This is a genomic window from Nocardia australiensis, assembly GCF_020733705.1.
In the GTDB taxonomy this organism is placed as follows: domain Bacteria; phylum Actinomycetota; class Actinomycetes; order Mycobacteriales; family Mycobacteriaceae; genus Nocardia; species Nocardia australiensis.
In genome coordinates, this window is record NZ_JAJFZM010000007.1 from 1 (window position 1) to 22,755 (window position 22,755).

Below are 22,755 nucleotides of genomic sequence, written 5' to 3' on the forward strand. Positions count from 1 at the left end.
GTAGCTGGTCGTGAATTCGACGGTGGCAGTACAGGATTCCGGTGCCCGGTGACCCGAACATCTTATGTGCCGCGAAGACCGCGAAATCGGCGCCGAGCTCGGTCACATCCACCGGCAGGTGCCCGCCGCTCTGGCTACAGTCGAAACACAGCAGCACCGCGGGATCGATTCTGCCGCGCAATTCCTCGAGGGTGGTGCGGGCGCCGAAGACATGATGCAGATGACTGGTGGTGATCAGCCGGGTGCGGGGAGTGACCTTGGCCAGAATGTCATCGGTGTCGGCCTCGCCCGATCCGGTCACCCGATAGGGCACCAGCTCGACGCGGCGACCGAACCGGGCGAGCACTCGGCGCAGGTATTGCCAGGGGTGGATATTCGAGGCGTGATCGCTTGGGCTGTAGAGAATTTCGTCACCATCGGCGAGTGTAGCCAGACCCCAGGACAGCGCGATGGCGTTGAGCCCGGCCGTGGCGCCGCCGGTGAAGACAACTTCGTCCGGATAGGCGGCGCCGATGAAGGCGGCTGTCCGGGCGCGGATGTCGGCGATCTGTCCCGTCAGCGTCGTCGCCCACGGGTATGTGCCACGACCCGCGTTCGCGGTGCGCGAGCTGTGATAGCGATGAATCGTGTCGATGACCGGCAACGGCTTCTGAGTGGTCGCGGCACTGTCGAGATACACCTCGCTCGACTCGATCAGCGCCGGAAAAAGTCTCCGCACGGCCGCAGGCGTCGACATCGCCGGGATCGGTGCCGTCGATCGGGCGGTCGGCGGCTCGCGGAGGTGCGACCCGGACGCTGGTGAACGCAACGTGCCGCCCCCTTCCGAGACGCGCTGGACCTGACCAACGATACGCACTTTGCGTACGATGGTCGAAGGTTATCGTAGACAACGCCTTTCGTGCGGTCTCGCGCCGAACGCGGTGCCGGAAGAACCCGGAGCGATCGACTCTTTTTCAGTACTTGCCCTGTAAGTACTCCACGAGATGCTGGCGCTCGGTGGCGAGTTCGGAGATCGCGCTCTTGACCACGTCCCCGATGCTGACGATGCCGATCAACCGGCCCTCGTGTACCACCGGCAGGTGCCGGACGCGGTGTTCGGTCATGGTGGTCCGCAATCCGTCGACCCGGTCGCCGGGTGCGCAGGTGCGCACATCCGCGGTCATGATCTCCGATACCGGGGTGTCCAGCAGGTCGGCACCGCGCGCGTGCAGGCTGCGCACGACATCGCGCTCGGAGACGATGCCTGCGATCGTGGCGCCGTCGGCGGACACGACAACGGCGCCGATATTGTGTTCGGCGAGCGTTCCCAGCAGGCTTCGCACCGTGGTCTCGGGCGGCACCGTTGTTACGTCGCTGCCTTTCCTGTGCAAGATCTCAGCTATTCGCATAACCTCACCATCCAGACGTCGAGCCCGTGTCAAGGATCCCTCGTTTGTGGCCGCGTGACCAGCACGAATCCGCATCGGGTTGCGGCGGGAGCACGATCAGAGCCGGTGCGCGACGCTGCGGTCGAGGTCGCGGGCCAGCAATGCGATGGCGGCCTGCGAGATACCGGCCGAGGTGGCCAGATCGATCGTGGTCAACTGGGCGATGCGGCGCAGTCGATAGTCGACGGTATTCGGATGGACATGCAGCTGTCGCGCCGTGAGCTGGCGATTCATATCGTTGCTCAGGTAGGCGCGCATGGTGTCGAACAGTTCGGCGTGCGCGTCGAGGGGATCCAGAATGGTGGCGAGGCGACGCGTCGCGGGGCCGTCTCGGGTGATCTGGTACTCCACGGCGAGGTCGGCCATCTCGTACAGGCCGGGTGCTCGCCCGCCGACCCGCACCAGATTGAGCAATTCGTGCGCCTGGTCGGCGGACTCGGGAATCCGATCGGTGGGGCCTGCGACCAGTGTGGCGGTGAGCGGTACGTCGGCCGCCGCGGCAAGTAGCTCGAGCACCTCGCTGCTCAGCGCCGTCGCATCGTCATCGACCGGGATGAGCAGGGTGCCGCCCTTCGTACTGAGCAATGCCAGTGCGCCCGTGTCGAACACGGTGGCCAGCTCCGATTGCAGCCTGCGAAGCTTGCGCCGAGCGGCGACGTTCGTGTCGACCCGCGCGTTGCGCTCATCCGCATGCTCCGGAATCGACAGCGCCACAACCTGATACGACTCGGCGATCGGAATTCCGGTCTGCCGGGCCAGTGTCGAGCTGCCTCGTCCGCTCAATAGGGTCGATGCCAATGTCTGTGCGGCGGTTTGATGTTCGCGAGCCACCAGATGTTGTTCATCGACATAGGCATCCGACACTGCCGCGGTAATCACCTCCAGCAACTCGAGCATCAAATCGGTCGCGACCAGCAGTTGATCGACGTCCTCGGCCCGCGCCCGCGCCGTGACCAATCCGAACGCTATACGTAGCCCCTCGTGGTAGGCACGCAGAATGGTGCTGAGCGGGACCGCCTCACGTGCCCATTGGGCCGCGGCTTCGCGGACCTCGTCGAGTTGCTCGTCGGCGGGAACCGCACGGCGGTCGAACATTTGGGCCGCGAGCGCGAGGCAACCGCGGGTCAACGTGGTGACATCACCACACAACTGTTCCCCGGGGAGCGTCCGGCACGGCGCCAAGCAGGTGCCGAAATAACCGACCATCCGCGCGGCCACGCGATCGGTGTTCCGCAACGGAACCGACGCCGGTTGCCCGCCGATCTCCAACGCCGCGTCGGGCGTGCCGAGGGACAGGTCCAGCGCGGAGAAGTTCATACGTCACTCCAGTACCACGTCGGGCATACATGGAACTGAGCCCGAATTGTGGGCATCACTGTACGAAAGCGTGACGATCGCGGGGGTGCAATCAGTGAGATCGGGCTATTCGTCGTCGAGCCCGGCCGAGAGAAATGCGGCGGCGGCGAGCCATTGCCGACATCGCGGCCCGTGTACCTCGTGCACATGCAGGATTTCGCGAGCCTGGCGGTAGGTGAGGCCGAGCGGGTCAGCGCCGCAGTCCGATCCGGGTAATCGTGCGGCGGACCTCGCGCGCAGAGAATCGATCCCCGTGCCACCGGCGATCGAGACCCGGTGGGGAGTTCGGAATGGCTGGCTCATCGACCGCCCCTCGCGTGTGCGTTTAGGAGGTTGAGTGTGGCGACGCCGGCACGAACTCCCCGCGTACCTCCTGGATTCTCGGTCGAGTTTAAGCCCGTGTTGCTTACAGATGCAAGTACATCTGCACGAACGACCAACAGCAAAAGCACCGGCGGCTATCGGCCGCTTCGCCGACGACCGCCGGTGCGTCACTTACGCTTTCGGGATTTCTCAGGGTTTGCGCGCGACGGCCCCGTACGCGGAGATGGGCTGGATATCGCCCACCTCGACATCGTTGTGGCGCCACTGCGTGATAGAGGTGAAGCCGGGTTCCACCAGTTCGAGGCCGTCGAAGACGGCACGAATCTCGGCCTGGGGGCGTGGCACGTAGGGAGCGCCACCGGTGCCGGTGTAGTTCTCACACAGCGTGACGTAGGCCTGGCTGTCGTCGGTTCCGTCCCACATCACCAGGTAACTGCCCGAGGGCACCGCGTCGAGTACCGTGCGCACGATGCGTAGCAAATCCTCGTAGGTCTTGGCGTGCCCGAGCACGCCCATGAACATCACGCCGATCGGCTTGTTGAAGTTCAGCACGTTCCTGGCGTCGGAGATGATCTGCTCGGGGTCATGGTAATCGGATTCGATATAGGTGGTGACGCCCTCGTCCGAGGTGCTGGTCAGTAGCGCCCTCGCGTGGGTGAGGACCAGCGGATCGTTGTCGACGTAGACGACCCTCGATTCGGGAACAACTCCCTGGGCGACCTCGTGGGTGTTCTGCATCGTCGGCAGGCCGGTGCCGATATCGAGGAATTGGTCGATGCCTGCCTCGCCCGCCAGGTAGCGCACGGCACGGATCAGGAACTGACGTGACTGCACCGCCATGGTTCCGATGTCGGGGTCGACCTCTTTACCGGCTTCGCCGGCGATTCGATCGATTTCGTAGTAGTCCTTGCCGCCCATCCAGTAATTCCAGATTCTCGCCGAATGTGGAATGTCGGTCCGAATGAGTGGGCTGTGGTCGTTGGGCATTGAGTTGAGCTCCTCAGCAAGCATGGCGGCACGCCGATGCGAGCTGGCGCGGCGGGTGTCGCAAGTGACTGGTGCATCCGATCTGCACTGTGACAGTACAAGATTCGCCGCTCCAGGGCGCCCGTGATCGGCGAGCCGAACATGCTTTCTCGGTGGCTGGATGCGGGTTGTCCAGCAGCGTACCGACGGGTCCGAATTTGTGGGCGCGGACGGTTGAAGTTCGTGCTATCGTCCAAATGTCGGTGCAGATGCAAGCACATTTGCGCGTGCATCTGCAAGAACTGGATCGAGTTGATCGGCTGTCGTAACCGAGGAGTGTGCGGAAATGTCGAATACGTCGACGAACATGATCGATGGAAGCTGGCGCAAGAGCTCGTTCAGCAATCCGAGCGGCAACTGCGTCGAGGTAGCCGAAGCGACCGATGGCTTAGTGGCCGTGCGGAACTCGCGTGACCCCGAGGGTGGGGTGCTCTTCTATACACGCCCGGAGATCGACGCGTTCGTTCGCGGCGCGAAGGCCGGAGAGTTCGACGATCTGACTAGCTGAGCGGTAGCATGGGCGATCGGCGCGGTGTGTTTCGTGCGGATGTTTGTGACACACTGTAGTCAAACCCGAGTATCGGAGATGACTTCATGATCGCAGAACCCGATGACGACGGTCGTGTGCAATCGGTTGTCGCAGAACGTGGTCCAACTGTGCTGCGGATCGCCCTGGGTGGACAACTACGCAAGCTCCGGGATCAGGCGAAAATTACCCGGGAGGCTGCCGGCGACCACATCCGTGGTTCGCACGCCAAGATCAGTCGGCTGGAGCTGGGTCGCACCGGCTTCAAAGAGCGTGACATTCGGGACCTGCTGACCCTATACGGCGTCGGCGATCCCGAAGAGCGGGAACGCTTCCTGGACCTCGCCAGGCAGGCGAACGAGCCAGGCTGGTGGCATCGGTACAACGATTTGCTGCCATCCTGGTTCAGCACCTATCTCGGTTTGGAGCAGGCGGCCCACAAGATTCGTACCTATGAGGCGAATCTGATTCCCGGCCTGTTGCAGACACCCGAATACACAAGGGCCGTGGTATCTCTCGGCTATGAGGACGCGGATATGGATCGCCGCGTTCAGGTTCGGCAGCGCAGGCAGGATATTCTGCACCGTTCGGATCCGCCGGTGGTGTGGGCCGTGATCGACGAGGCCGCCCTCCATCGTCCGGTCGGCGGTGCGGAAGTGCAGCGCGCTCAGATGCAGCACATCATCGACCTCGCCGCATTGCCGAACGTCACTATTCAGGTATTGCCGTATTCGGCGGGGGAGCACGCGGCGGCGGGTAGCTCGTTCAGCATTCTGCGTTTCGCCGAGCCGGAACTCCCCGACATCGTCTACCTCGAACACCTCACCAGCGCACTGTATCTGGAGCGCCGCCAGGATCTGGCAATGTACCTGTCGGTCATGGACCGCCTCAGCGTCCAGGCCGAGCGCCCTAAGCGCTCCCTGGAAATCCTTGCGGAATACGCCGCGGCCCCATAGCCTCCGACCGCACAGATTCAAAGCGAGCCCCGACTAATCTTGGGGCTTGCTTTTCGTCAATGACTCTTTCTTCAACGCCGGCGCATGAACGCCCTTGCGCACCAACAGCTTGCCGAAGAACAGCAGCAACGGATTTCGTAAGAACATGGTTAACTCCATCGGTCGAGGATGCTGGCGGCGGCGGTGGTGTGTTCTGGTAGTAACCGGCCCCATTGTTCGAAGGACGAGTGCGATGTGATGGCCAGTGAGCGGCGTTCGTAGGCTGCTGCGACGAACCGGAATGTAGTTGGGTGCCGGTGTCATCGAGCGGGGCAAAACCGATTCGTCGACAATCACGAGGTCTGCCCGCAGTGTCGTGTCGATGATTTTGCCGACGGTGTTGTCGGCCATCCCGCGGTAGAGGGTGTCGATCAGGTGGGCGGCGGTGAAGTAGCGGACTCGGTGCCCGTCGGTGATGGCGGCGTGGCCGAGCCCGATCAGGGTGCGACTTTTGCCTGTTCTGGGTGGCTCGATCAGTGCGAGATTGTGTTGCGCGCGAACACATTCCAGGCCCGAGAGGTAGTCGAAGGTGGCTTGTGGGATGGGCGAGGCCGACATCTTGCGGCGCACTGTTGCGAGCTCGAGCCGCCGCAACCCTGCGTCGAGATCGGACGGGAGTTCCGGAACAGATGTAGGTGCAACGGTTTTCGATCGTGTGGTGGTCATGAGGCGCTCCCGTCGTGGCTGATTTTGTAGGCGTTCAGGCAGCGGGTCGGTGCGGTGGGCAGATCCAGCACCAGTGCGTCGCCGGCTGGACGTGGTTGTGACACCGGTGGCCGGTTCGAGCACCAGCAGGGCGCCGCAGTCGATGACGATGGTGACCGTGGCCCTGATCAGGGCGGTTGGGCACCGAGTAGCGGGCCGACCCGTAACGGATACAGGAGCCGGTCGACCTTGCGCGTCACCGTTGGTGCACCGATCTCGAGCCGCAGAGAAGGCAACGGCGCCAACAGTTCCCGCTCGGTAGCCAGGCGTTGATCGGGGACCGCGCAGATCTCCGAATGCACCAACGCGTTGACTTCCACACCATGTTTCCGACGCCGTGTTCGCTGCGCACAGGTCCACCGCCCGGCCGGTCATCGCCGTCGCGGTCAGCAACGGCACCGCCATATCACGCTGGGCATAACCGCACAGGTTCTCCACGATGCCCTTGGACTGCGGGTCGTTGGCGTGACACCAATCCGGTGAGAACCCGTAATGCGTTGCGAATCGGACATATTCAGGCGTCGGGACGACCACGTTCGCGACGACTCCACCCTTCAAACAACCCATCCGATCCGCCAGCACCCGTTTCGGGACGCCCCGATCGCGGTGAACGCCTCGGCGATCATGGCCAGAGTGGTCGACTGCTTCTGATCGGAGGCGAATGCGATACCCGATCGGAGCGCAACATAGAGTTGGGTGTTGCGGCAAAATGTCACCATTTCAAATGCGAACAGCGAGTGGACGATCCGTGCCGACGGGAGCCCGGATGAGTTGCTCGAATTGCTGGATTGGTTCGGTCACGATGATGCCCTGCGCGGTCATGTACGCCCTGTGCCCGCGCGCATCGGGGCCGGGCAGATGGGCGGCGGCCCGTACGAGGTACTGGCCGTAGCCCTCGGCGCGGGAGGCCTGGTGTCGGCGCTGACGCAGTCGCTGACGACGTGGCTGACCCACCGTCGCTCCGACATCAAACTCACTCTCACCCGCGGAGACGGCACCGCGGTCATGATCGATGCCAGCCGGGTCAAATCCCCGGAGGTTCTTCGTGAACTGCGAGACCTGCTGGATCCGCCGGAAAACGGACTGTGAGTGAGCCTTCCGGTCTGCAGGTTTCCAGGGCTGTATTGATCGGCACGGGCCGCTACGGTCATCACGACTTGGGACCGATTCCGGCCGCCGCAGCGAATATCGCAGACCTTGCGACTGTCCTGACCGCGCCCGGCGGTGCGTTCACTGCCGAGAACTGTGTGACCATCTATGAACCGAACCAACCCAACACGGTCGGCGGCGATCAGGCAACCGGGCGACAGTCGACTTCTGATCAGAGGTTAGGGGTTCGAATCCCTTCAGCCGCACTTGTGACCAGCGGAAATGTTGGTTTGGGACGATCGGAATTCGATCCATCGACACGAAATCGACACGGTTTCAGTGCTTGAACCGGTCCAGCGCTGGCGTGAAATCGTCTACCTGACTGGGCTTGTCGATGTAATGCTTCCGAGCAACATCACCACCATCTGCATGGCCCAGCTGGCTTGCTGCCTGCGCGGGTCCGTACTCCTCGGCGATGAGAGTGGCAACGGTCTTTCGGAACGTCTTGCCCGTGATCCACGCGAACGTGGTTCCACGCGCCTGCCGCCAGGTTCGCCGGAAGTTGTGTGGCTCACGAACCCCACCTTTGCGATCGGGGAACACCAGATCGAGTTCATTGGTAGTCGCCTCGAGCTTGACCCGTCGGAGGGTATCGACCACGAACTGCGGCAACAGCACTGTGCGATACCCGGCGTCGGTTTTGGTCCAGTCCTGGCGATGCAATCCCTTGGTGCTGTTGCGAATCACGGTGCCGCAGATGGTGAGCAGGGGAACTGGCGCGGCAAGGTCGAGGTCACACCAACGGATCGCCAGAACCTCGCCGGGGCGCGCTCCCGTACCGAGCGCCACATCGGCGATATCCAGAACAGTGCGACTACGCCGAGGGCCACTTGTGTATGCTCGATTTCCTTGCCGGACAACCAGACTTCGAGCTGTTCGCGCAGCGCGGTCAGAGTCTCGAGGTCGGCGACTCGCGGCTTGCTTCGCTTCCTGCGGATATTGGCGACTTCCCGGACAGGGTTCTGGTCGAGCGCGTCGTGCCGTACTGCCAGCCCATCATGCCCTTGAGAATTACCGGTGGCGCCGCGCCTTCTCCTTGCCTACTTCGGACACGCGCTTGATGTGCTGATCAAGCCGTGAGGTGGCCATACCCGGATGCCGCCGAGGGCGGACTTGATTTTGATGGTGTCCTCGCGGGCGCGCCGGTCGGTCGACACGTTGATCTCGTCGCGGTAATGGTCGATGGTTTGCTGTGTCACCCCATCCTCGAAGGTGAGTTCTGCGAGCCACAGATCGGCCAGCGTCGACAGCTTCGTTTCCCGCGTGATCGCGCTGTCTCGGTGGCGACTTCGACTTGCCAGCTTGTCTTTCAGGTCGGCCACGGCGCGAGCCTTCGTCGGCCCGAATGCCTGCACGGTCCGGGTCTCGCCGTCGTCGTCGCGGTAGCGGGTGGTCGTGCGCCAGCTCCCCTTCTTCTGTTGCTTGGTGCTGATGTTGCCGTATGTGCCTATGGCAAGCGGACCTCTGGGCATTGGTTAGCCTCTCGTTCTCGCGGACCGCGTACGTGACGCGATCAGGGTGGTAGTCCACAACGTCGTCGTCCGCGTGCTCACGAGTGTTGTGGTAGATCTCAACGCATATTTGATCCTGATGGTCGCCTTGTTGGCTCGGAACTAAGTTGAGGATTCAACTTCTGGTCGGTTCCTATACATCGGCTGCTCGATCCATCCCCTCTGCTTGTAGCGACTTCTTGGCCAGCCAGAGATCGGCCGGTCGGACAGTTTGGTACCCGGATTGATCGGCTCGCCACGGGCGTCAGGGCATCGCGACAGTTGCCCACGCCTTAGCCCTTGGTAGGTCCGTAGTGTTCGCTGTTCGGGTGATTCCGTCGTGGTCGCGGAAGTGTGTGACAGCGCGCCAGTTGCCGTTCGGCTGCTTCTTGGTGGTGCTCCGGCCGCGGGTGCCGATCGAAAGCGATTGTCTGGACAGGCTTGTCCCTCCTCGGGTGAGTGGTCGTCAGGCAGGCCGCTGCGTCGATCGGCACCGTCACCGGGCGGGGCTTGCGAGGAACGTTGCGGCATCGAGTGTGAGATCGCCGTGTCCGGATGTGGTTCAACCACTGGACAACTGGCATTTCTCAACGTGGTCAGCAAGCCCTCGAGATCGCTGAATATTCGCTGAAGGCCCTGATTTCAGCGCTCAGTGGTCCCGGCGGCGGTCTTTCCTTGTTGGTAGTCGACGTTGCGAGCGTCGGGTGCGATCCGTCGGCTCAGACGTATTGGGCCGTCTGCTCTTGTCGAATTGGTCTTGCTCCCATGCGAGTAGATCACTCAACCGATAGCGGCGTTGCCGCCCTATTCGTGCGTATCGGGGGCCTCGCCCAGCAGAGGCCCACACCGCGAGCGTCTTCGCGGGAATCTTGAGGCGTGCGGCCAATTCGTCTGTGCTGAGCCACACGTCGTCGCTGTTCAAGCCAACCCCCGTAGGGAGGATGTGCGTCCGCGGCGAAGCCAAGGGGGTGGGTCGTTGAACCGGCTGAGTTCGGTGTTAGTCGACGTGCGCATGAGCAGGAGGCGGCAGCGTACGTGAGTGGCCGGTGCTGAGGTCGCTTGCGACCGGCGGATGCGGTATGGATGGTGAATGGGAGTCCGGCTCAACGGAACCCCTCCTTCTCAAGTGTCATCGTCCGCGCAAGAACGCGGTGGGTGACCAGATGCCTGAGAAGCTATTCCTTTGATACCGCAACCGATCGTTTTGCGCAATGGCCGATCTGGCTTCTGGGTCTACCTGGGTGTGTCGCAGGTTCGTGCCCTCGGCAGGACACGCAAAATATGGGCAACCGGAAAACGCCTGGTCATTGTCGAGATGTATATGGTCTGGGCATTGCAGATCACGCTGTGTCCATCGGCAACCCTCTGGCGAGGGCAAATCCAGTTGGTAGATGAGGGGTCGGCCATCAATTCGTTACTATGCATTTAGTTGGGTAATGGCCAACTATTTGCATACTCTTCGGGAGGTGGTGTTGATGGCTGAACATCGCAGCACCGTGCTGCCCAGCGAACTCTGGCGGGCACCGCTTCGAACCCTGCGGCCGCAGGACTTGGCCGGTATCTACGCCCAACCACGGCCCGAGATCGCGCGGCTGGTCGATAGGGGCGTGCTACACCGCGTTGCTCATGGCTACTACATCATCGTCCCGCCGGACTATGTAGGTCGCACCTGGTTGCCCGGCCTCGAGGCAGCCGCCGCAGGTATTGCATCATCCATTTACGGCCCGGATCACACCATTGTCATGGGAATCAGCGCGGCCCGCATGCTGGGAGCCGTGCCTCGTGCGCTGGCTACCGCAGTTGTCGCGGTTCCGGGCCAGCACCGGCCGATCGCACTGACCGACCGCTCGGCGCAAGTCCTGTTCGTCCGCCGCGATACCGAAGCACTCGACGCGGAGCGTGTCGAAACGCCGCTGGGCCCGGTGCTGGTCACGACGCCGGAGCAGACCGTGCTCGATCTTGCCCGGCGCCCGGAGCTGGGCAACGCCGAGGCAGAGGTTCGTCCAGCGATCGAGACGCTCTACCGTCGAAGTGATGCGGCGCGACTTACACAGCTCGCTACGGTCCAGCGACGGGTTGCGGCGCTTCGACGTGCGGAAACTTGGGTGGGATATGAGCATCGACGAACGTGACAGTGTCGCAGATCACTTCGGAGCTTCCCCGGAGCAGATCGAGCGTGACCATCTGATCTCCCATCTGCTAGCCGCAATCAGCCGCGGGTTCGGCGACCGACTGCATTTCATCGGTGGAACTGCTCTTGCCCGTACACATCTGGCGAGCGGAAGGCTCAGCGAAGACATCGATCTGGTGGCATTGGGCAACCGGACGGTACTGGCAGCCGAGCTCGACGCCGCTTTGCCGCGATCGGTCGCCCGGAGCTACGGTCGGCTCGAATGGGTACCGTCGTTGAGCAATGTCTCGGATACCGGCGCCGCGCATCTTCGCTCCGCATCCGGTGTGTCTGTCAAGATCCAATTGCTGTCGGCACGTGGCAGACCGATGTGGCCGACTGAACTCCGCGAGCTCGAGCAGCGGTACAGCGATGTGCCACCGGCCGAACTTCTCGTGCCCACATTGCCGGCCTTCGTTGCAGGGAAGACCGCAACATGGCACGACCGGCGCGCATCACGCGACCTGTGGGATCTCTGGGCGCTGAACGACATCGGCGCGATCGACGGTACTGCGGGAGCGTTGTACCGGAGGTACGGCCCGACCAACCGGCTCCCCAACCCGCAATTGTTCGATCGTGCACCGGACGAGGACGACTGGAACGCACAATTGGCCGGGCAGACCCGACTGGTGATCAGCGCCGATACCGCGCTGTCCGTGGTTAGAGATGCCTGGGCACGCGTGACGGAGTGACTGTGAAGCGTCGGCCATGCGTCGAAAATCTCTCGCGTGGCTGGGGACAAGCAGGCCAATCCCGCCGACTCGGTGATATCGGACTCGGACGTGCCGGTAAGTCAGGGCGCGGGTACGTCGGTGGTGCGGAAGGCGAACGCATTGCTGCCGCGCAGACGAAGGCGGTTGCCCGCACTGCTGAGATGGCTACAGGATCGCGGTGATGTCGACCCGTGCACAGTGCCGACCCGGTTTCCGGGGTCTTGTGTTTGCTAGAGGTTCGTACGGGACAGTCGTTTGGACCTGAGCGTATCGGCGAAATCGCAGCTGAACGGTGACGTAGCGCCCTTGAAGAATCGAACCTGCGACGACAAAAACCGGCCTGGCCTGCGGAAATGCGGTGGCAAGTCTGTGCCCTCGGCAGGACACGCAAAACATGGGCAACCGGAAAACGCCTGGTCGTTATGGGTACGTACCCAATCTGAGTATCGCGATACCCTACGCCAATTACGCAGCCGGGCGATCTAGAGCAGCGATTGTTCGGGCCGGGTGGGCATCACGTGGGCGCGGGGTTGCACCCTGGCACTGGCCCACGCGCAGCAAACCCGGCAGCTGATAGTAATCGTCGGGTAGCAGTCGATAACCCAAAAGCGAATCTCCCGCTGCCAGGTCCGCGCGAAGCGCGGCCGGGCTCGACTCCGCTCGAGGTGCATCGAATACGATGGCTGACACCCAAGAGCGCGAGAACGCTCTGGGGTGTCGGGGTGGGTTGGGTCAGGCCGAGATGCGTGCCGCGTTCGCGTCGCGGAACCGTTTGATGATCTCGTTCGCGGTCACCAGTACCACTCCGATCGCGACCGCGTTGTACAGCAGGTCGACATTGGAGCCACTCTTGATCGCGGTGAGGAACTCGTCGCTGAAGAACCGGTGCTGCGACAGGATCCACAGCGTCGGTACCGCGAACAGCAGCTGCGCGGCGGCGTGCCAGCAGGCCAGCGGCATCGTCCAGCGCCCCTTGGCGATGCGGGCGATCTCGGTCAGGATGATCGCGGCCAGACCCGCCACGATAGGCCACAGCCAGAAGGTCCACAGCGATTGGTCCAGGACGTGGACGCGGTCGCCGCCGTCGGGCACCCAGCTGAAGTTCAACAGCAGCGCCACGATCAGGAAGGCGTTGTAGACGATCGTGGGAATGGCGTCGCCGAAGCCGTTGCGCTTCTCGAGGTTGCGGTCGGGCAGGTTGTTGACGGTCCAGGTCTTGGCGTCGGCTAACGTCCGGTCCCGATCGCGGGAGCGGTCGATCAGTGCGAAGATCACCGTCGGCCAGGCGATCATCTGGCCGCCGACGGTCAGTATCGAGCCGATTCCTGCCCCGATGGCCTTGCCGATGTCTTCGGTCTCGATCGCCGTGGTGACCACCAAGGCCGCGACCACGATCGGCAGCACGATGGTCAGCAGCATCGTGATCAGCCGGATGTAGACGGGGTAGAGGTCGGGGCCGATCAGGGACAGTGGCCGGTCGGCGTATCGGGCCGCGAGCCGGATCGGATCGCCCATCTCGTTGATCACCTCGCGTTCGACGGCGTCGGGGTCGGCGCCCTCGCGGGCCTCGACGGTGTCGGCGATGGTGGCGCGCAGTTCGTCGGCGACGTCGGTGCGCTGGTCGGCCGGGATGCGGCGGACCACCTCGTGGACGTAGCGCTCGGTTAAAGACGGGGTACTCATGGTGTTTCCTTGGTCAGTTCGGACATCGACGTGACGAGGGCCTGCCATTCGCGCACCAGTCCGGCGCACACCGTTAGTCCTTCGGGGCTGGTCTTGTAGAACTTGCGTGGGCGGGATTCGTCGGTGTTCCACTCACTTGCCAACAGGCCCTGCTTCTCCAGGCGCCGCAGCAGTGGGTACAGCGTGTTGCCGTCCACCGGGACCCCGGCATCGTTGAGGGTTTCCAGCAGCGCGTAGCCGTACTGCGGTTGCTTGAGCAGGGTCAGGCAGGCGACTACCACCGTGCCGCGGCGCAGTTCTTGCGCCTGGCTCCGTACCAGCTCGTCCGGCTCCATGCACAACACGATACTGTGTACTACACACTATCGTCAATCGAACATTATCGCGTCCCGTACAGTCGAAGTTCCGGACGGGGAGGTCAGGGTGATGCTGGACACGGCCGAGCTGACCCCACCGCCCGGGCCTCACTGGCCGACGGCGAGGTGCGCCGTTTCGGCGATCTGTTCAACCTCGTCCACGACCCGGCGTTTCTGATGCATGCGTGGGAACGCGTGTCCGGCAACACCGGAGCAAGGACGGCGGGTATCGACAGGGTCACTGTGGCCCAGATCGAGACCCGGATCGGGGTACATGCGTTCCTGGAAGGCATCCGGAACTCGTTGAAGTCCGGCGGGTTCTCACCGGTCGCAGTGCGGCAGGTGATGATTCCCAAGGCAAGCGGCAAGCTGCGCAAGCTCGGGATTCCGACTGTTGCCGACCGGGTCGTGCAGGCCAGTCTGAAAGCGGTGCTCGAGCCGATATTCGAGACGGACTTTCTGCCGTGCTCGTATGGGTTCCGTCCGAACCGGCGGGCACATGACGCGATTTCCGAGATCCATTTTCTCGCATCCCGCCCAAGGGAGTACCACTGGGTGTTGGAGGCGGACATCAAGGCGTGCTTCGATGAGATCGATCAATCTGCCCTGATGAGTCGCGTGCGGGGCCGGGTCAAGGACAAGCGGGTGTGCGCGTTGGTGACGGCGTTCCTGAAATCCGGGGTCATGACGACCTTCGGAGAAACGGAAGACACCTGGACTGGGGTGCCCCAAGGCGGGATCCTCTCCCCGCTGCTGGCGAACATCGTCCTCTCCGCGCTGGATGAGCACTTCGACCAGCAATGGCAGACGGTAATGGGCACCGACAAGCGGCGGGCCACACGCAAGCGAAAGGGTCTGGGCAACTGGAGGATTGTCCGCTTCGCGGACGATTTCGTCCTGATGGTGGCGGGCGACCGACGCCATGCCGAGGCGCTGCGTGAGGAGGTGGCAGGCGTGCTGGCCCCGTTGGGGCTTCACATGGCACCGGAGAAGACCCGCGTCGTTCATGTCGACGAGGGCTTCGACTTCCTCGGCCACAATATCCGCAGGCAGCGGAAACGAGGGACGCAGAAGCATTACATCTATACCCGGCCGTCCAAGAAGGCGATCGAGTCGATCAAGGACAAGGTTCGGGAGAAAGTGAACAGGTCGACCCTGCATCTCACCCTGGACGAACTGGTCAATGGTTTGAACAGGATGCTGCGGGGCTGGGCGAACTACTTCAGGTATGGAGTGTCCAAGCAGGTATTCCACGCGATCGACCACCTAACGTGGCACCGCATCGCAAAGTGGCTGCACCACAAGCACTCCCGGCTCAAATGGAGCGAACTTCGCCGCCGGTTCTGCCGACCGGGTACCTGGATCATCGCCCACAACGGGGCCGTATTCACTGGCGCATCCAGCGTCAAGGTGATCCGTTACCGCTACCGCGGCAACACCATTCCGACCCCATGGACCCCGAAACCGGCAGTCACCACTATCGGTGCCTGACCAGCGGGAAAGGCGCGTGGAGCGCCCGTTGCGCGGAGACACGCACGGCGGGTGCGGCGGGCGGGCCGGGGAAACGGGCTGGTTGCAAAGCCAGTACCGCGCCCCGGTCCGACCCAACCATCCTGCGCCTGGCCGACGACGAACCATACCGGCGGGAAGCCAAGGCTCAGGCCAACCTGCAGGAAGGACGCCACGACCTCGCCCGGCGAATCTTCCACGGCCGCAAGGGCGAACTCACCCGCGCCTACCTCGACGGCATGGAAGACCAACTCTCCGCACTCGGCCTGGTCCTCAACTGTGTTGTGCTGTGGAACACCGTCTACATGAACCGGGCCTTGCAGCAGCTGCGCGCCCAGCAGTACACGGTGCTCGACGAGGACGCGGGCCGGCTCTCACCGTTCGTACGCGAACATATCGGCCTGGACGGGCACTACGCGTTCCACCTGCCCGACCTCGGCGGCACTCACCGGCCGCTGCGCAACCCCGACGCTGCCGACGACGAAAAGGCGGCGAAACTGGTGATCGCGCGAACAACAACGAAGTTGCCTCGACCAGCGGTGATGGCGGGTGTCATAAGCGGCGCGATGCTACTGGGGGTGGTGAGGGCCGAGGGAAACGGTGGCAACACAGTCCGCAAGGTCGTTGCGCAGCCGACATTGTTCTTCTGCGGACAGCGGGGAGAACATTTGCCGTTCTACGGCCCGCACGGCCACGCTGGCGGCGTGCAGCTTTTCCTGCCCGGAGCTTGTCAGCTGGGTGGGCAGCACCCGGCCGTGAGGGGCCTGCTCGGGTCGAGCGACCAGGCCGCGGTCCTGTAACCCGCGCAGGACGAGGTTCATCGATTGGCGAGTGACGAACGCGCCACGGGCGAGTTCGGAGTTGGATACCCCGGGGTACTGTCCGAGCAGTTCGAGGCAGGAATATTGCGACACGGTCAGTTCCAGTGGACGTAGCACCGCGTCCATCGCGGAGTGCAGCGCGGCCTGGGCCTGTTTGAGGACGTAGCCCACCGACTGCTCCAGTTCGCCCACCGTCTCCTCTTGACTCATGTCAGTATATTGACACAGACTCGGAATGTCAGAATGCTGACATGCTGGAGGTGTGTGACTCTCACGAAAAGGTGCGGTCGCCCGCCTTCGGCTCCCCATTCACGGCAGCAAGGAGCAGCGATGGCTGAGACCCGCGACACGGCGGACGATATCGACGACATCAACCGGCGAACACGCAGCAGGAAGACGCGGCCTGCCACGATCTCCAGCAGCCACACCGATATCCTCGACAAGAAGGGCTTTGCGCACCTGGCGTCTCTAGGGCCGGACGGTGAGCCGCAATCACACCCGGTATGGTTCGACCTCGACGCCGACCACGGGCAGCTACTCGTCTCCACCGGCACCGACCGGCAAAAATACCGCAACATACTGCGGGATCCGCGGGTGTCGGTCTCGATCCTGGATCCCGACGACCCCTATCGCTACCTGGAAGTCCGCGGCCGTGTCGTCAAGATCGAGCCAGATCCCGAGAAGGCATTCCTGGACCAGCTGGCGCGCAAGTACCTAGGTCTGGACACCTACCCCTACGAGCAGAGACGGAATGTCGAGCGGGTGATTCTCCATATCCAGCCCGATCACGTCGTAGTCTGACCTTGCGCCCAGACCTCGCAGATACGCTTCCGGAGCGCCGCCCGCAGGCACGATAATGATCGATTCGGCCTGGGGCGGCGCATTGGCTGCACCCCGTTCAGGGACAGGTTTGTGCTGGCGCTATACCGCAGCGGTGTCTTTGCGGAGGTTCGGTATTCGTGTCGTGCGGTTCACGCGGACAGCGGTCAAAATGCCGAGTGCGGCGATGGCGGTGAATCCCAACAGCAGGTAGCGCGCCGAGTTCACCAGCGAGGATCCCCCGAGATTGACCAGCAGGCCGGCGACGGCGGCTCCGAAGGCTGTTGACATGGTCAGGATCGTTGCTATGGCTGCCGCGGCTTTCTGGCCTTCTGCTGGATCCGGCGCGCTGGTCATCGCGGCCACCGACAGGTGTGACCAGGCGATGCCGATACCGGCCCCGGCGAGGAACAGTAGTGGCAACCAGGCCAAAACCATTGGAAGGGAGACATGGCTGCGTTGTAGCAACGCAAGGCCCAGGAATCCGATCGCCAGCAGCAGCGGACCGGCAACTCGAAGTCGCCGGATCGTGGCTTCCAGCTGCACCGAGGCGACGAGCATCTGACTCACCGGCCAGCCCAGAGACAAGGCGGCACCGAAGAACCCGGCCACGACCGGAGGCAACCCGGCCAGGCGCTGCCCGAACAGGGGGAGGAACATCTCCACGCCCACACCGGCCGACAGCACGACGATCGTCAGATACACCCACCGCAACGGACTGCCGGACCGATACGTCGCGAGCGGGAGAATCCGTTGCTCCGCTCGCCTTTCCCAGGCCAGGAACACGAGCACGGAAGTAACGGCCACCGCGAGCGCGAGCGTCATCGTCGCGACACCCGCGACAACCCCCGCCACACTCACCGCCGTGGCGGCACCAACCACCAGCGCCAACGATACGACCGGAACCGGTGCGGGGGTCTGGCGGTCCTCACTCTTCGGCAGGACCCGCGGCGCGGAACCTGCTGCCGCCACACCCACAACGGCGAGGACAACGAACGCGGCCCGCCACACACCGAACTGGGCGAACAACCCCCCCATAGCCGGGCCAACGAGAGTGCCGACGCCGAACATGGCCGAGATCAATGCGGTCCCGCGTACCCACAGCGACTGCGGCAGTGCCACATACACTGCCGCGAAACCCAATCCGGTGAGCAGTCCCGCACCCAGCCCCTGTACCCCGCGGCCGAGCAGGAACACCGCCATGACCGGACTCACTGCACACACCACCGAGCCGGCTGCGAACATCCCGAATCCGATCAGATACGAGCCGACCGTGCCGCGGACAGACAGCATCCGGCTCACCGCCAAGCGTGCCGGCCACCTGCGCGACCGAGAAGATCGTTGTACTCCACGCATACAGCCTTTCGCCGCCGATGTCGGCGACCGCGCTGGGCAACAGACTCCCTACCAGATAGATGTTGATCGCACCGACAAGCACTCCGCCCGCCAGCACGATCGCAACGCCGAGGTGAGCGTGGAATTCCCTCCAAGACGTCGCGTTTCGCTCCGTCGTCATATGTCCTCCGTTTCGTGGATCGAATACGTGAGGCATCATCACTGACCGGGGGAGCACCGGTAATCGGACAAATCAGACGTGAAATGTGTCACATTCATGAGGCGGATGGCCCGTCTGCGGGCGGTGCGAGGCCAAGCGCATCCGGGGACACCTCAACGCGCGTAGTCGAGTAGCAAACCCATAGAGGCCGGCCGGGGCGGGCCAGGTGGCCGGACCAGGGGATGTCGAGTTCACCCGTCACTGAACAGAGGATTCACGGGTACGGCACCGTTCACGAATCAGCCGCGGCGGCGCCGCGCAGCAGGGTCGGTGCTGGCCTGCCACGCCAGCAGCGCGTCTTTGCCCGGCCGGGCGTATTTCGCCAGCGACCTCACCGAAGGTGTGCCCGGACAGCGTCATCAGCATCGGCGTGGACGCGCCGTCCTCGGCGGCATGGGTCAACCGGCCGTGACGCAGCTGGTGCAGAGTGAACGGGCCACCGATGAACCCGGCGGTGTTCTCCTCGAACAACTGCGCCGCCCGCCGATACGACAGCCGGGCCCGCCCGCTACCCGGACCGGTGTCGGTCGCCGCCACATGCGGCTTCGCCTTCCGATCGGTCAGAAACACCGGCCCGGTGCGGCGACCGGCGAGCATGCGGGGCAGTAGCCGGGCCGTGCCGGTCTGCCAGGACACCACATCCACAGTCCCACCCTTGCGCCTCACCCGGGCGCACCAGTTCGCGGTATCGAGGTCTGCGACGTCGAGCTCCAGTAGCTCCTCTGCCCGGGCGGCGGTTTCATAGAGAATCGTCCACAGCGCCCGCTCCCGCAACGGAGCGTCCGAACCCAGAATCGCCGACACCTCGGCCCGGGTCAGCGCCCGGGACCGATCGGCGGGCGCCGTGCGTGGCCGCAGCCGTTGCAGCGGATTGCCGACCAGCCAGCCCTGCTCGACCCAGTACGTGCACGCCGCCCGCAGCGACGCCAACCGGACATTGAACGTCTGCGCCGACGCCCCGCCCCACCGGAACCGGAACCAGCCGTCGACCCGGTCCGGATCCAGCAACCCGACATCGGAATCCGCGCCGAACCCGTCGACCAGCGCATCCAGGGCGATGCCGTAGCCACGGCGGGTATTCGGCGGCCCGATCGTGTTCAGGAAGATGTCGCGCGCGTCGGCGAGCGCACGCTCTGCCGGATCGACCGGACGTTGCCTGACTCCACCACGCCGCTCATCCTCTCCCGGTCCGGCGCATCCAAGATCATCTACACTACCGCAGATAATTTACGGGGTCGCCCGCTCCGGACGGGACATCGCGCCAAGTCGGATCCGAGTCTACCGCAGATAATATGTTCTTATCTGCGCTCTGGCCCGTATTTCATCTGATGAACGATTGTGTGGGCCAATGGATTTGGGCTCCGAGCTGCGAGTATTCGGCGATTGCCATCCGGCGGTGGCGGTGGGGCTTGCGACGTAGCCGGGGCTGTGATCAGCCCCTTTCCGGCGCCTCTATCATCTGATGAACGAATCCTTCGGCAGATGTTGGGGTGTTGGGTGGCGGGATCGCGGAGGTTGGAGGTTGCTGGGGCGGCCCATCGGGTAGTGGCGGCCGGGGTGCGGTGCTGCGTCCGGACGTGCAGGTGTTCGAGGCGATGCTGGAGGGGTGGCGGCAGCAGCAGCTGAGCCGGAATCTTGCTTTCGGCACCGTCGATTCCCGATTAGACCTGCTACGGAGGTTCCAGGATCACTCCGGCGAGTTCCCGTGGCAGTGGGCACCGCAGCATCTCGAGGAGTGGTCGGCCGATCTTCGCGCGGTGCGCGGGCTCGCATTGTCGACGGTGAGGGCCTACCAGCTGTCGATTCGCTCGTTCCTCGCCTATGTCTGTGAGCCGCTCTATGGGTGGGATGTCGAGTGCGAGAAGCGTTTTGGGACTCATCCCATCCAGATCAGTCACGATTGGAACAGCGCCAAGCACATCCTGGATGTCGAGGGGCGCCCGCAGCGCCGGGCATTGACCCGGGCCGAGTTGCAGCTGCTGTTCGACGCGGCCGACGAGATGGTCGAGGAGATCCGCCGGCACGGCCGCAAGGGTGCGGTGGCGGCGTTCCGCGACGCAGCATTGCTGAAGACTGCCTACGCTTTTGGCCTTCGCCGCCAGGAGGACCTGGGTGAGGGCCTTGCCGTAGTTGCTGGTCGCGGTGATCGTGGTGACCGCGGGCTCCGGCCAGGACCCAGGGTCGGTGAACCGGAACTGCGGCCCGTGTTTGGGTGGGCGCCCGTTGGTGCCGGGTGCCCGGACTGGTTTGGGTAGCTGCATCACCCGGTCCGAGCGCAGCCGCCCGACCAGCTCGACCGGCAGATCGGCCAGCACCCATCCCAGCCGGCACACGTCGTAGCCGGCGTCGGCCACGATCAGGATGTCGGGGTCACCGTCGCGCCACTGGCCCGCAGCGATCAGCCGCTGCACCACCTGCCGCAGTTGGGCGGCGGTGACCGCGGTCGCGTCGTCTTCGGGACCGAGGCGCACCGCGTCCAGGATCTGCGTCCAGGATGAAGCGCCGGGTTCGAGGACCGCGACGAACGAGTACGGCCAGCCCGGGATGAACTGCGATGCCGATTTCGCTCGTCCGTAGACGTGGCAGAACAGCCGATCCGGCGAACACGCCGCATCCGAACGCAGCCACGCCGACACATCCACCGCCAACACCAGGCGACCCTCCGGAAACCTGGGTAACTTGGTGCGGGACAACAGATTCCGCAATCGATCAACATCGATACGACCGGCATTCAAGCCGTCGTAGAGCGCCCCGTGCCCGCGGCGATGCTCGGGCGTCAATGTCAACTCCGGAATCGACCGCACCGCCCCCTGCGCACATAGCATCGCGTCGGTGAGCTCGAACAACTCATCGCCGCGCACGGTCAGACACGCGTAGAACTCGCCGCGCATACGTGACAGTTCCGCGAACGCTTCCCCCGCCTCACCAGCGACCGGCAGACTCATCCCCACGGCCTTCGTTCTGATTCACGTGATTCCTTGGTCGGAGCACATGATCAGGCGAAGGCCGCCCGCTTGTCCCGGGAATCATCAAGCAAGCCAAACAGTCTGGTCCACGAGGATAAAGAACAAGCTAAGTGCGCGTCTGAGAACTGTTTCAGGTGCGGGCGAGTCGGCGTGACATGACGGCGATCACGGCGATGTGGACCACGGCTTCGTGATGGTCGGGTCGGGTTTCGTAGTCGCGGACGCAGCGGCGGTGTTTGGTGATCCAGGCGTAGGTCCGCTCGACCACCCAGTGGCGGGCAGGGACCTCGAATCCGGTGGCGGTGTCGCTGCGTTTGACGATCCGGATTATCACTGCGAGAACGGTTTTCGCCCATGCGACGAGGCGTCCAGTGTATCCGCCGTCGGCCCAGACCAGCCGGACGGTGGAGAACTTCGCCCGCATCGCCGCCAGCAGGCGGTGTGCACCGTCGCGGTGTGCGATACCGCCACGCACGATGTAGAAGATTGCGCCCAATACCGCACGGCGGCAATGTAATTCGGGCTGCCCGCCCTTTCCGCACTGGTTGCCTGGATGCGGCAGTAGCGGTTCCAGGGTCGTCCACTGTGCATCGGTCATCGACGACGGATACCCCCGGACCCGATGCGGTATGCATCTTCACGGGCCGGACATGACGAGCATACGGCGATGACTTCAGCAATCATTGCTTTACCAGGAGTTCACTCAGATCTCGAGTGCTACGAACCGCGGCGGATGATGCCGCGCAACGGTTTTGCCAACCAGGTATCGATCCCTGCCGGAAGGCTACGGCTGTTTTCCGGCCAGACTCTCCCGCATTGCTTCGACGGCCGCAGCCGGTTCGTAGCCATCGGGAACGCCGTCGACCATGATGATGTCGCCGTCGATGTGGCGTGAGCGCAGTGGCGCAATATCCCGGTATGCGGGCGATTCCCACCATGCTCTCGCGTCCGCGATCCCGGGAAAGCCGATCATGACAACATGTCCGGGCCAGCTGCCCTCCTTCACCTCGTGCTGCGCCATGTGCACGAGGTAGCGGCCACCGTATGGCGCGAAAGTGCCGGGAAGACGCTCTATGTACTCGGCGATCTCCACATGTGGGGCAGCATCCTGCAGGTGGGCAATCACGTACGCGGGCATGATGATGTCCTTTCGGCCTACCGGTTT

Annotated in this window: 24 protein-coding genes and 3 pseudogenes; 8 read left to right on the forward strand and 19 right to left on the reverse strand. The window is 63.7% G+C overall.

The window, feature by feature from the left end:
* From LKE06_RS24435 to LKE06_RS24455, 5 genes are all read right to left on the reverse strand, one after another.
* The coding region (locus LKE06_RS24435; RefSeq protein ID WP_228001718.1) for an aminotransferase class V-fold PLP-dependent enzyme at positions 1 to 736 on the reverse strand (736 nt) is incomplete at its 3' end.
* 217 nt (positions 737 to 953) lie between these two features.
* Positions 954 to 1,388, reverse strand: a complete 435-nt coding sequence (locus tag LKE06_RS24440) for a CBS domain-containing protein (protein WP_228001719.1) — start codon at positions 1,386 to 1,388, stop codon at positions 954 to 956.
* 96 nt (positions 1,389 to 1,484) lie between these two features.
* Positions 1,485 to 2,744, reverse strand: coding sequence for a PucR family transcriptional regulator (locus LKE06_RS24445; RefSeq protein WP_228001720.1), 1,260 nt, complete (start codon positions 2,742 to 2,744; stop codon positions 1,485 to 1,487).
* A gap of 105 nt (positions 2,745 to 2,849) precedes the next feature.
* Positions 2,850 to 3,086 (reverse strand): hypothetical protein, encoded by a 237-nt coding sequence (locus tag LKE06_RS24450; protein ID WP_228001721.1) that lies wholly within the window; start codon positions 3,084 to 3,086, stop codon positions 2,850 to 2,852.
* Between the two features lie 210 nt (positions 3,087 to 3,296).
* Positions 3,297 to 4,094 (reverse strand): SAM-dependent methyltransferase, encoded by a 798-nt coding sequence (locus LKE06_RS24455; RefSeq protein ID WP_228001722.1) that lies wholly within the window; start codon positions 4,092 to 4,094, stop codon positions 3,297 to 3,299.
* Between the two features lie 325 nt (positions 4,095 to 4,419).
* Here LKE06_RS24455 and LKE06_RS24460 point away from each other — a divergent pair, with 325 nt between their 5' ends.
* Together LKE06_RS24460 and LKE06_RS24465 are read left to right on the forward strand one after the other, a co-directional pair.
* Positions 4,420 to 4,641, forward strand: a complete 222-nt coding sequence (locus LKE06_RS24460; protein WP_228001723.1) for a DUF397 domain-containing protein — start codon at positions 4,420 to 4,422, stop codon at positions 4,639 to 4,641.
* A gap of 86 nt (positions 4,642 to 4,727) precedes the next feature.
* Entirely contained in the window at positions 4,728 to 5,615 is an 888-nt protein-coding gene (locus LKE06_RS24465; RefSeq protein ID WP_228001724.1) for a Sco1979 family transcriptional regulator, read from the forward strand.
* Positions 5,616 to 5,648: 33 nt separating this feature from the next.
* Here LKE06_RS24465 and LKE06_RS32700 read toward each other — a convergent pair whose 3' ends face one another.
* The 3 genes and pseudogenes from LKE06_RS32700 to LKE06_RS24475 form a co-directional block, all read right to left on the reverse strand.
* Entirely contained in the window at positions 5,649 to 5,774 is a 126-nt protein-coding gene (locus LKE06_RS32700) for a hypothetical protein (protein WP_255649761.1), read from the reverse strand.
* Positions 5,774 to 6,320 (reverse strand): annotated as a pseudogene (locus tag LKE06_RS24470) (ATP-binding protein); the annotation flags it as partial. The gene LKE06_RS32700 and the pseudogene LKE06_RS24470, both read right to left, overlap by 1 nt.
* 99 nt (positions 6,321 to 6,419) lie before the next feature.
* Positions 6,420 to 7,027 (reverse strand): annotated as a pseudogene (locus LKE06_RS24475) (Mu transposase domain-containing protein); the annotation flags it as partial.
* Positions 7,028 to 7,058: 31 nt separating this feature from the next.
* On the opposite strand from LKE06_RS24475, the gene LKE06_RS24480 reads away from it, so the two are divergent.
* On the forward strand, positions 7,059 to 7,448 hold the full coding sequence (locus LKE06_RS24480) for an effector-associated constant component EACC1 (RefSeq protein ID WP_228001725.1): 390 nt from the start codon (positions 7,059 to 7,061) through the stop codon (positions 7,446 to 7,448).
* A gap of 336 nt (positions 7,449 to 7,784) precedes the next feature.
* Here LKE06_RS24480 and LKE06_RS24485 read toward each other — a convergent pair whose 3' ends face one another.
* The 3 genes from LKE06_RS24485 to LKE06_RS24495 form a co-directional block, all read right to left on the reverse strand.
* Positions 7,785 to 8,297 (reverse strand): tyrosine-type recombinase/integrase, encoded by a 513-nt coding sequence (locus LKE06_RS24485; protein WP_228001726.1) that lies wholly within the window; start codon positions 8,295 to 8,297, stop codon positions 7,785 to 7,787.
* Positions 8,298 to 8,548: 251 nt separating this feature from the next.
* Positions 8,549 to 8,980: a hypothetical protein gene (locus tag LKE06_RS24490; protein WP_228001727.1), complete on the reverse strand. Its 432-nt coding sequence runs from the start codon at positions 8,978 to 8,980 to the stop codon at positions 8,549 to 8,551.
* A 667-nt stretch (positions 8,981 to 9,647) separates the two neighbouring features.
* Positions 9,648 to 9,905: a helix-turn-helix domain-containing protein gene (locus LKE06_RS24495; protein WP_228001857.1), complete on the reverse strand. Its 258-nt coding sequence runs from the start codon at positions 9,903 to 9,905 to the stop codon at positions 9,648 to 9,650.
* 568 nt (positions 9,906 to 10,473) lie between these two features.
* Between LKE06_RS24495 and LKE06_RS24500 the strand changes: the two genes are divergently transcribed.
* A complete protein-coding gene (locus LKE06_RS24500; protein WP_228001728.1) occupies positions 10,474 to 11,130 on the forward strand; it encodes a type IV toxin-antitoxin system AbiEi family antitoxin domain-containing protein in 657 nt (218 codons plus the stop codon).
* Positions 11,111 to 11,860: a nucleotidyl transferase AbiEii/AbiGii toxin family protein gene (locus tag LKE06_RS24505; protein WP_228001729.1), complete on the forward strand. Its 750-nt coding sequence runs from the start codon at positions 11,111 to 11,113 to the stop codon at positions 11,858 to 11,860. Before LKE06_RS24500 ends, LKE06_RS24505 begins: the two co-directional genes overlap by 20 nt.
* 753 nt (positions 11,861 to 12,613) lie before the next feature.
* On the opposite strand, the gene LKE06_RS24510 is transcribed toward LKE06_RS24505, so the two are convergent.
* Together LKE06_RS24510 and LKE06_RS24515 are read right to left on the reverse strand one after the other, a co-directional pair.
* On the reverse strand, positions 12,614 to 13,564 hold the full coding sequence (locus tag LKE06_RS24510) for an HAAS signaling domain-containing protein (RefSeq protein WP_228001730.1): 951 nt from the start codon (positions 13,562 to 13,564) through the stop codon (positions 12,614 to 12,616).
* On the reverse strand, positions 13,561 to 13,899 hold the full coding sequence (locus LKE06_RS24515) for a PadR family transcriptional regulator (protein ID WP_228001731.1): 339 nt from the start codon (positions 13,897 to 13,899) through the stop codon (positions 13,561 to 13,563). Before LKE06_RS24515 ends, LKE06_RS24510 begins: the two co-directional genes overlap by 4 nt.
* A gap of 147 nt (positions 13,900 to 14,046) precedes the next feature.
* Here LKE06_RS24515 and ltrA point away from each other — a divergent pair, with 147 nt between their 5' ends.
* A complete protein-coding gene (ltrA, locus tag LKE06_RS24520; protein WP_228001732.1) occupies positions 14,047 to 15,411 on the forward strand; it encodes a group II intron reverse transcriptase/maturase in 1,365 nt (454 codons plus the stop codon).
* Positions 15,372 to 15,833 (forward strand): annotated as a pseudogene (locus LKE06_RS33325) (Tn3 family transposase); the annotation flags it as partial. The gene ltrA and the pseudogene LKE06_RS33325, both read left to right, overlap by 40 nt.
* A 165-nt stretch (positions 15,834 to 15,998) precedes the next feature.
* Here LKE06_RS33325 and LKE06_RS33330 read toward each other — a convergent pair.
* The gene (locus LKE06_RS33330) at positions 15,999 to 16,460 is read right to left on the reverse strand and encodes a MarR family winged helix-turn-helix transcriptional regulator (RefSeq protein WP_372477425.1); all 462 of its coding nucleotides are present in this window, start codon (positions 16,458 to 16,460) and stop codon (positions 15,999 to 16,001) included.
* A gap of 120 nt (positions 16,461 to 16,580) precedes the next feature.
* Here LKE06_RS33330 and LKE06_RS24535 point away from each other — a divergent pair, with 120 nt between their 5' ends.
* Entirely contained in the window at positions 16,581 to 17,051 is a 471-nt protein-coding gene (locus LKE06_RS24535) for a PPOX class F420-dependent oxidoreductase (protein WP_228001734.1), read from the forward strand.
* Between the two features lie 120 nt (positions 17,052 to 17,171).
* Here the strand turns inward: LKE06_RS24535 and LKE06_RS24540 are convergent, their stop codons facing one another.
* The 5 genes from LKE06_RS24540 to LKE06_RS24560 form a co-directional block, all read right to left on the reverse strand.
* Positions 17,172 to 18,362, reverse strand: coding sequence for an MFS transporter (locus LKE06_RS24540; protein WP_228001735.1), 1,191 nt, complete (start codon positions 18,360 to 18,362; stop codon positions 17,172 to 17,174).
* 460 nt (positions 18,363 to 18,822) lie between these two features.
* A complete protein-coding gene (locus LKE06_RS24545) occupies positions 18,823 to 19,632 on the reverse strand; it encodes a tyrosine-type recombinase/integrase (RefSeq protein ID WP_228001736.1) in 810 nt (269 codons plus the stop codon).
* 662 nt (positions 19,633 to 20,294) lie between these two features.
* Positions 20,295 to 21,569: a transposase gene (locus LKE06_RS24550; RefSeq protein WP_228001737.1), complete on the reverse strand. Its 1,275-nt coding sequence runs from the start codon at positions 21,567 to 21,569 to the stop codon at positions 20,295 to 20,297.
* A gap of 151 nt (positions 21,570 to 21,720) precedes the next feature.
* Positions 21,721 to 22,188 carry a transposase gene (locus LKE06_RS24555; protein WP_228001738.1) on the reverse strand — a complete coding sequence of 156 codons (468 nt, stop codon included), beginning with the start codon at positions 22,186 to 22,188 and terminating at the stop codon, positions 21,721 to 21,723.
* 186 nt (positions 22,189 to 22,374) lie between these two features.
* Positions 22,375 to 22,728: a DUF1330 domain-containing protein gene (locus LKE06_RS24560; RefSeq protein WP_228001739.1), complete on the reverse strand. Its 354-nt coding sequence runs from the start codon at positions 22,726 to 22,728 to the stop codon at positions 22,375 to 22,377.
* Positions 22,729 to 22,755 lie beyond the last annotated feature (27 nt).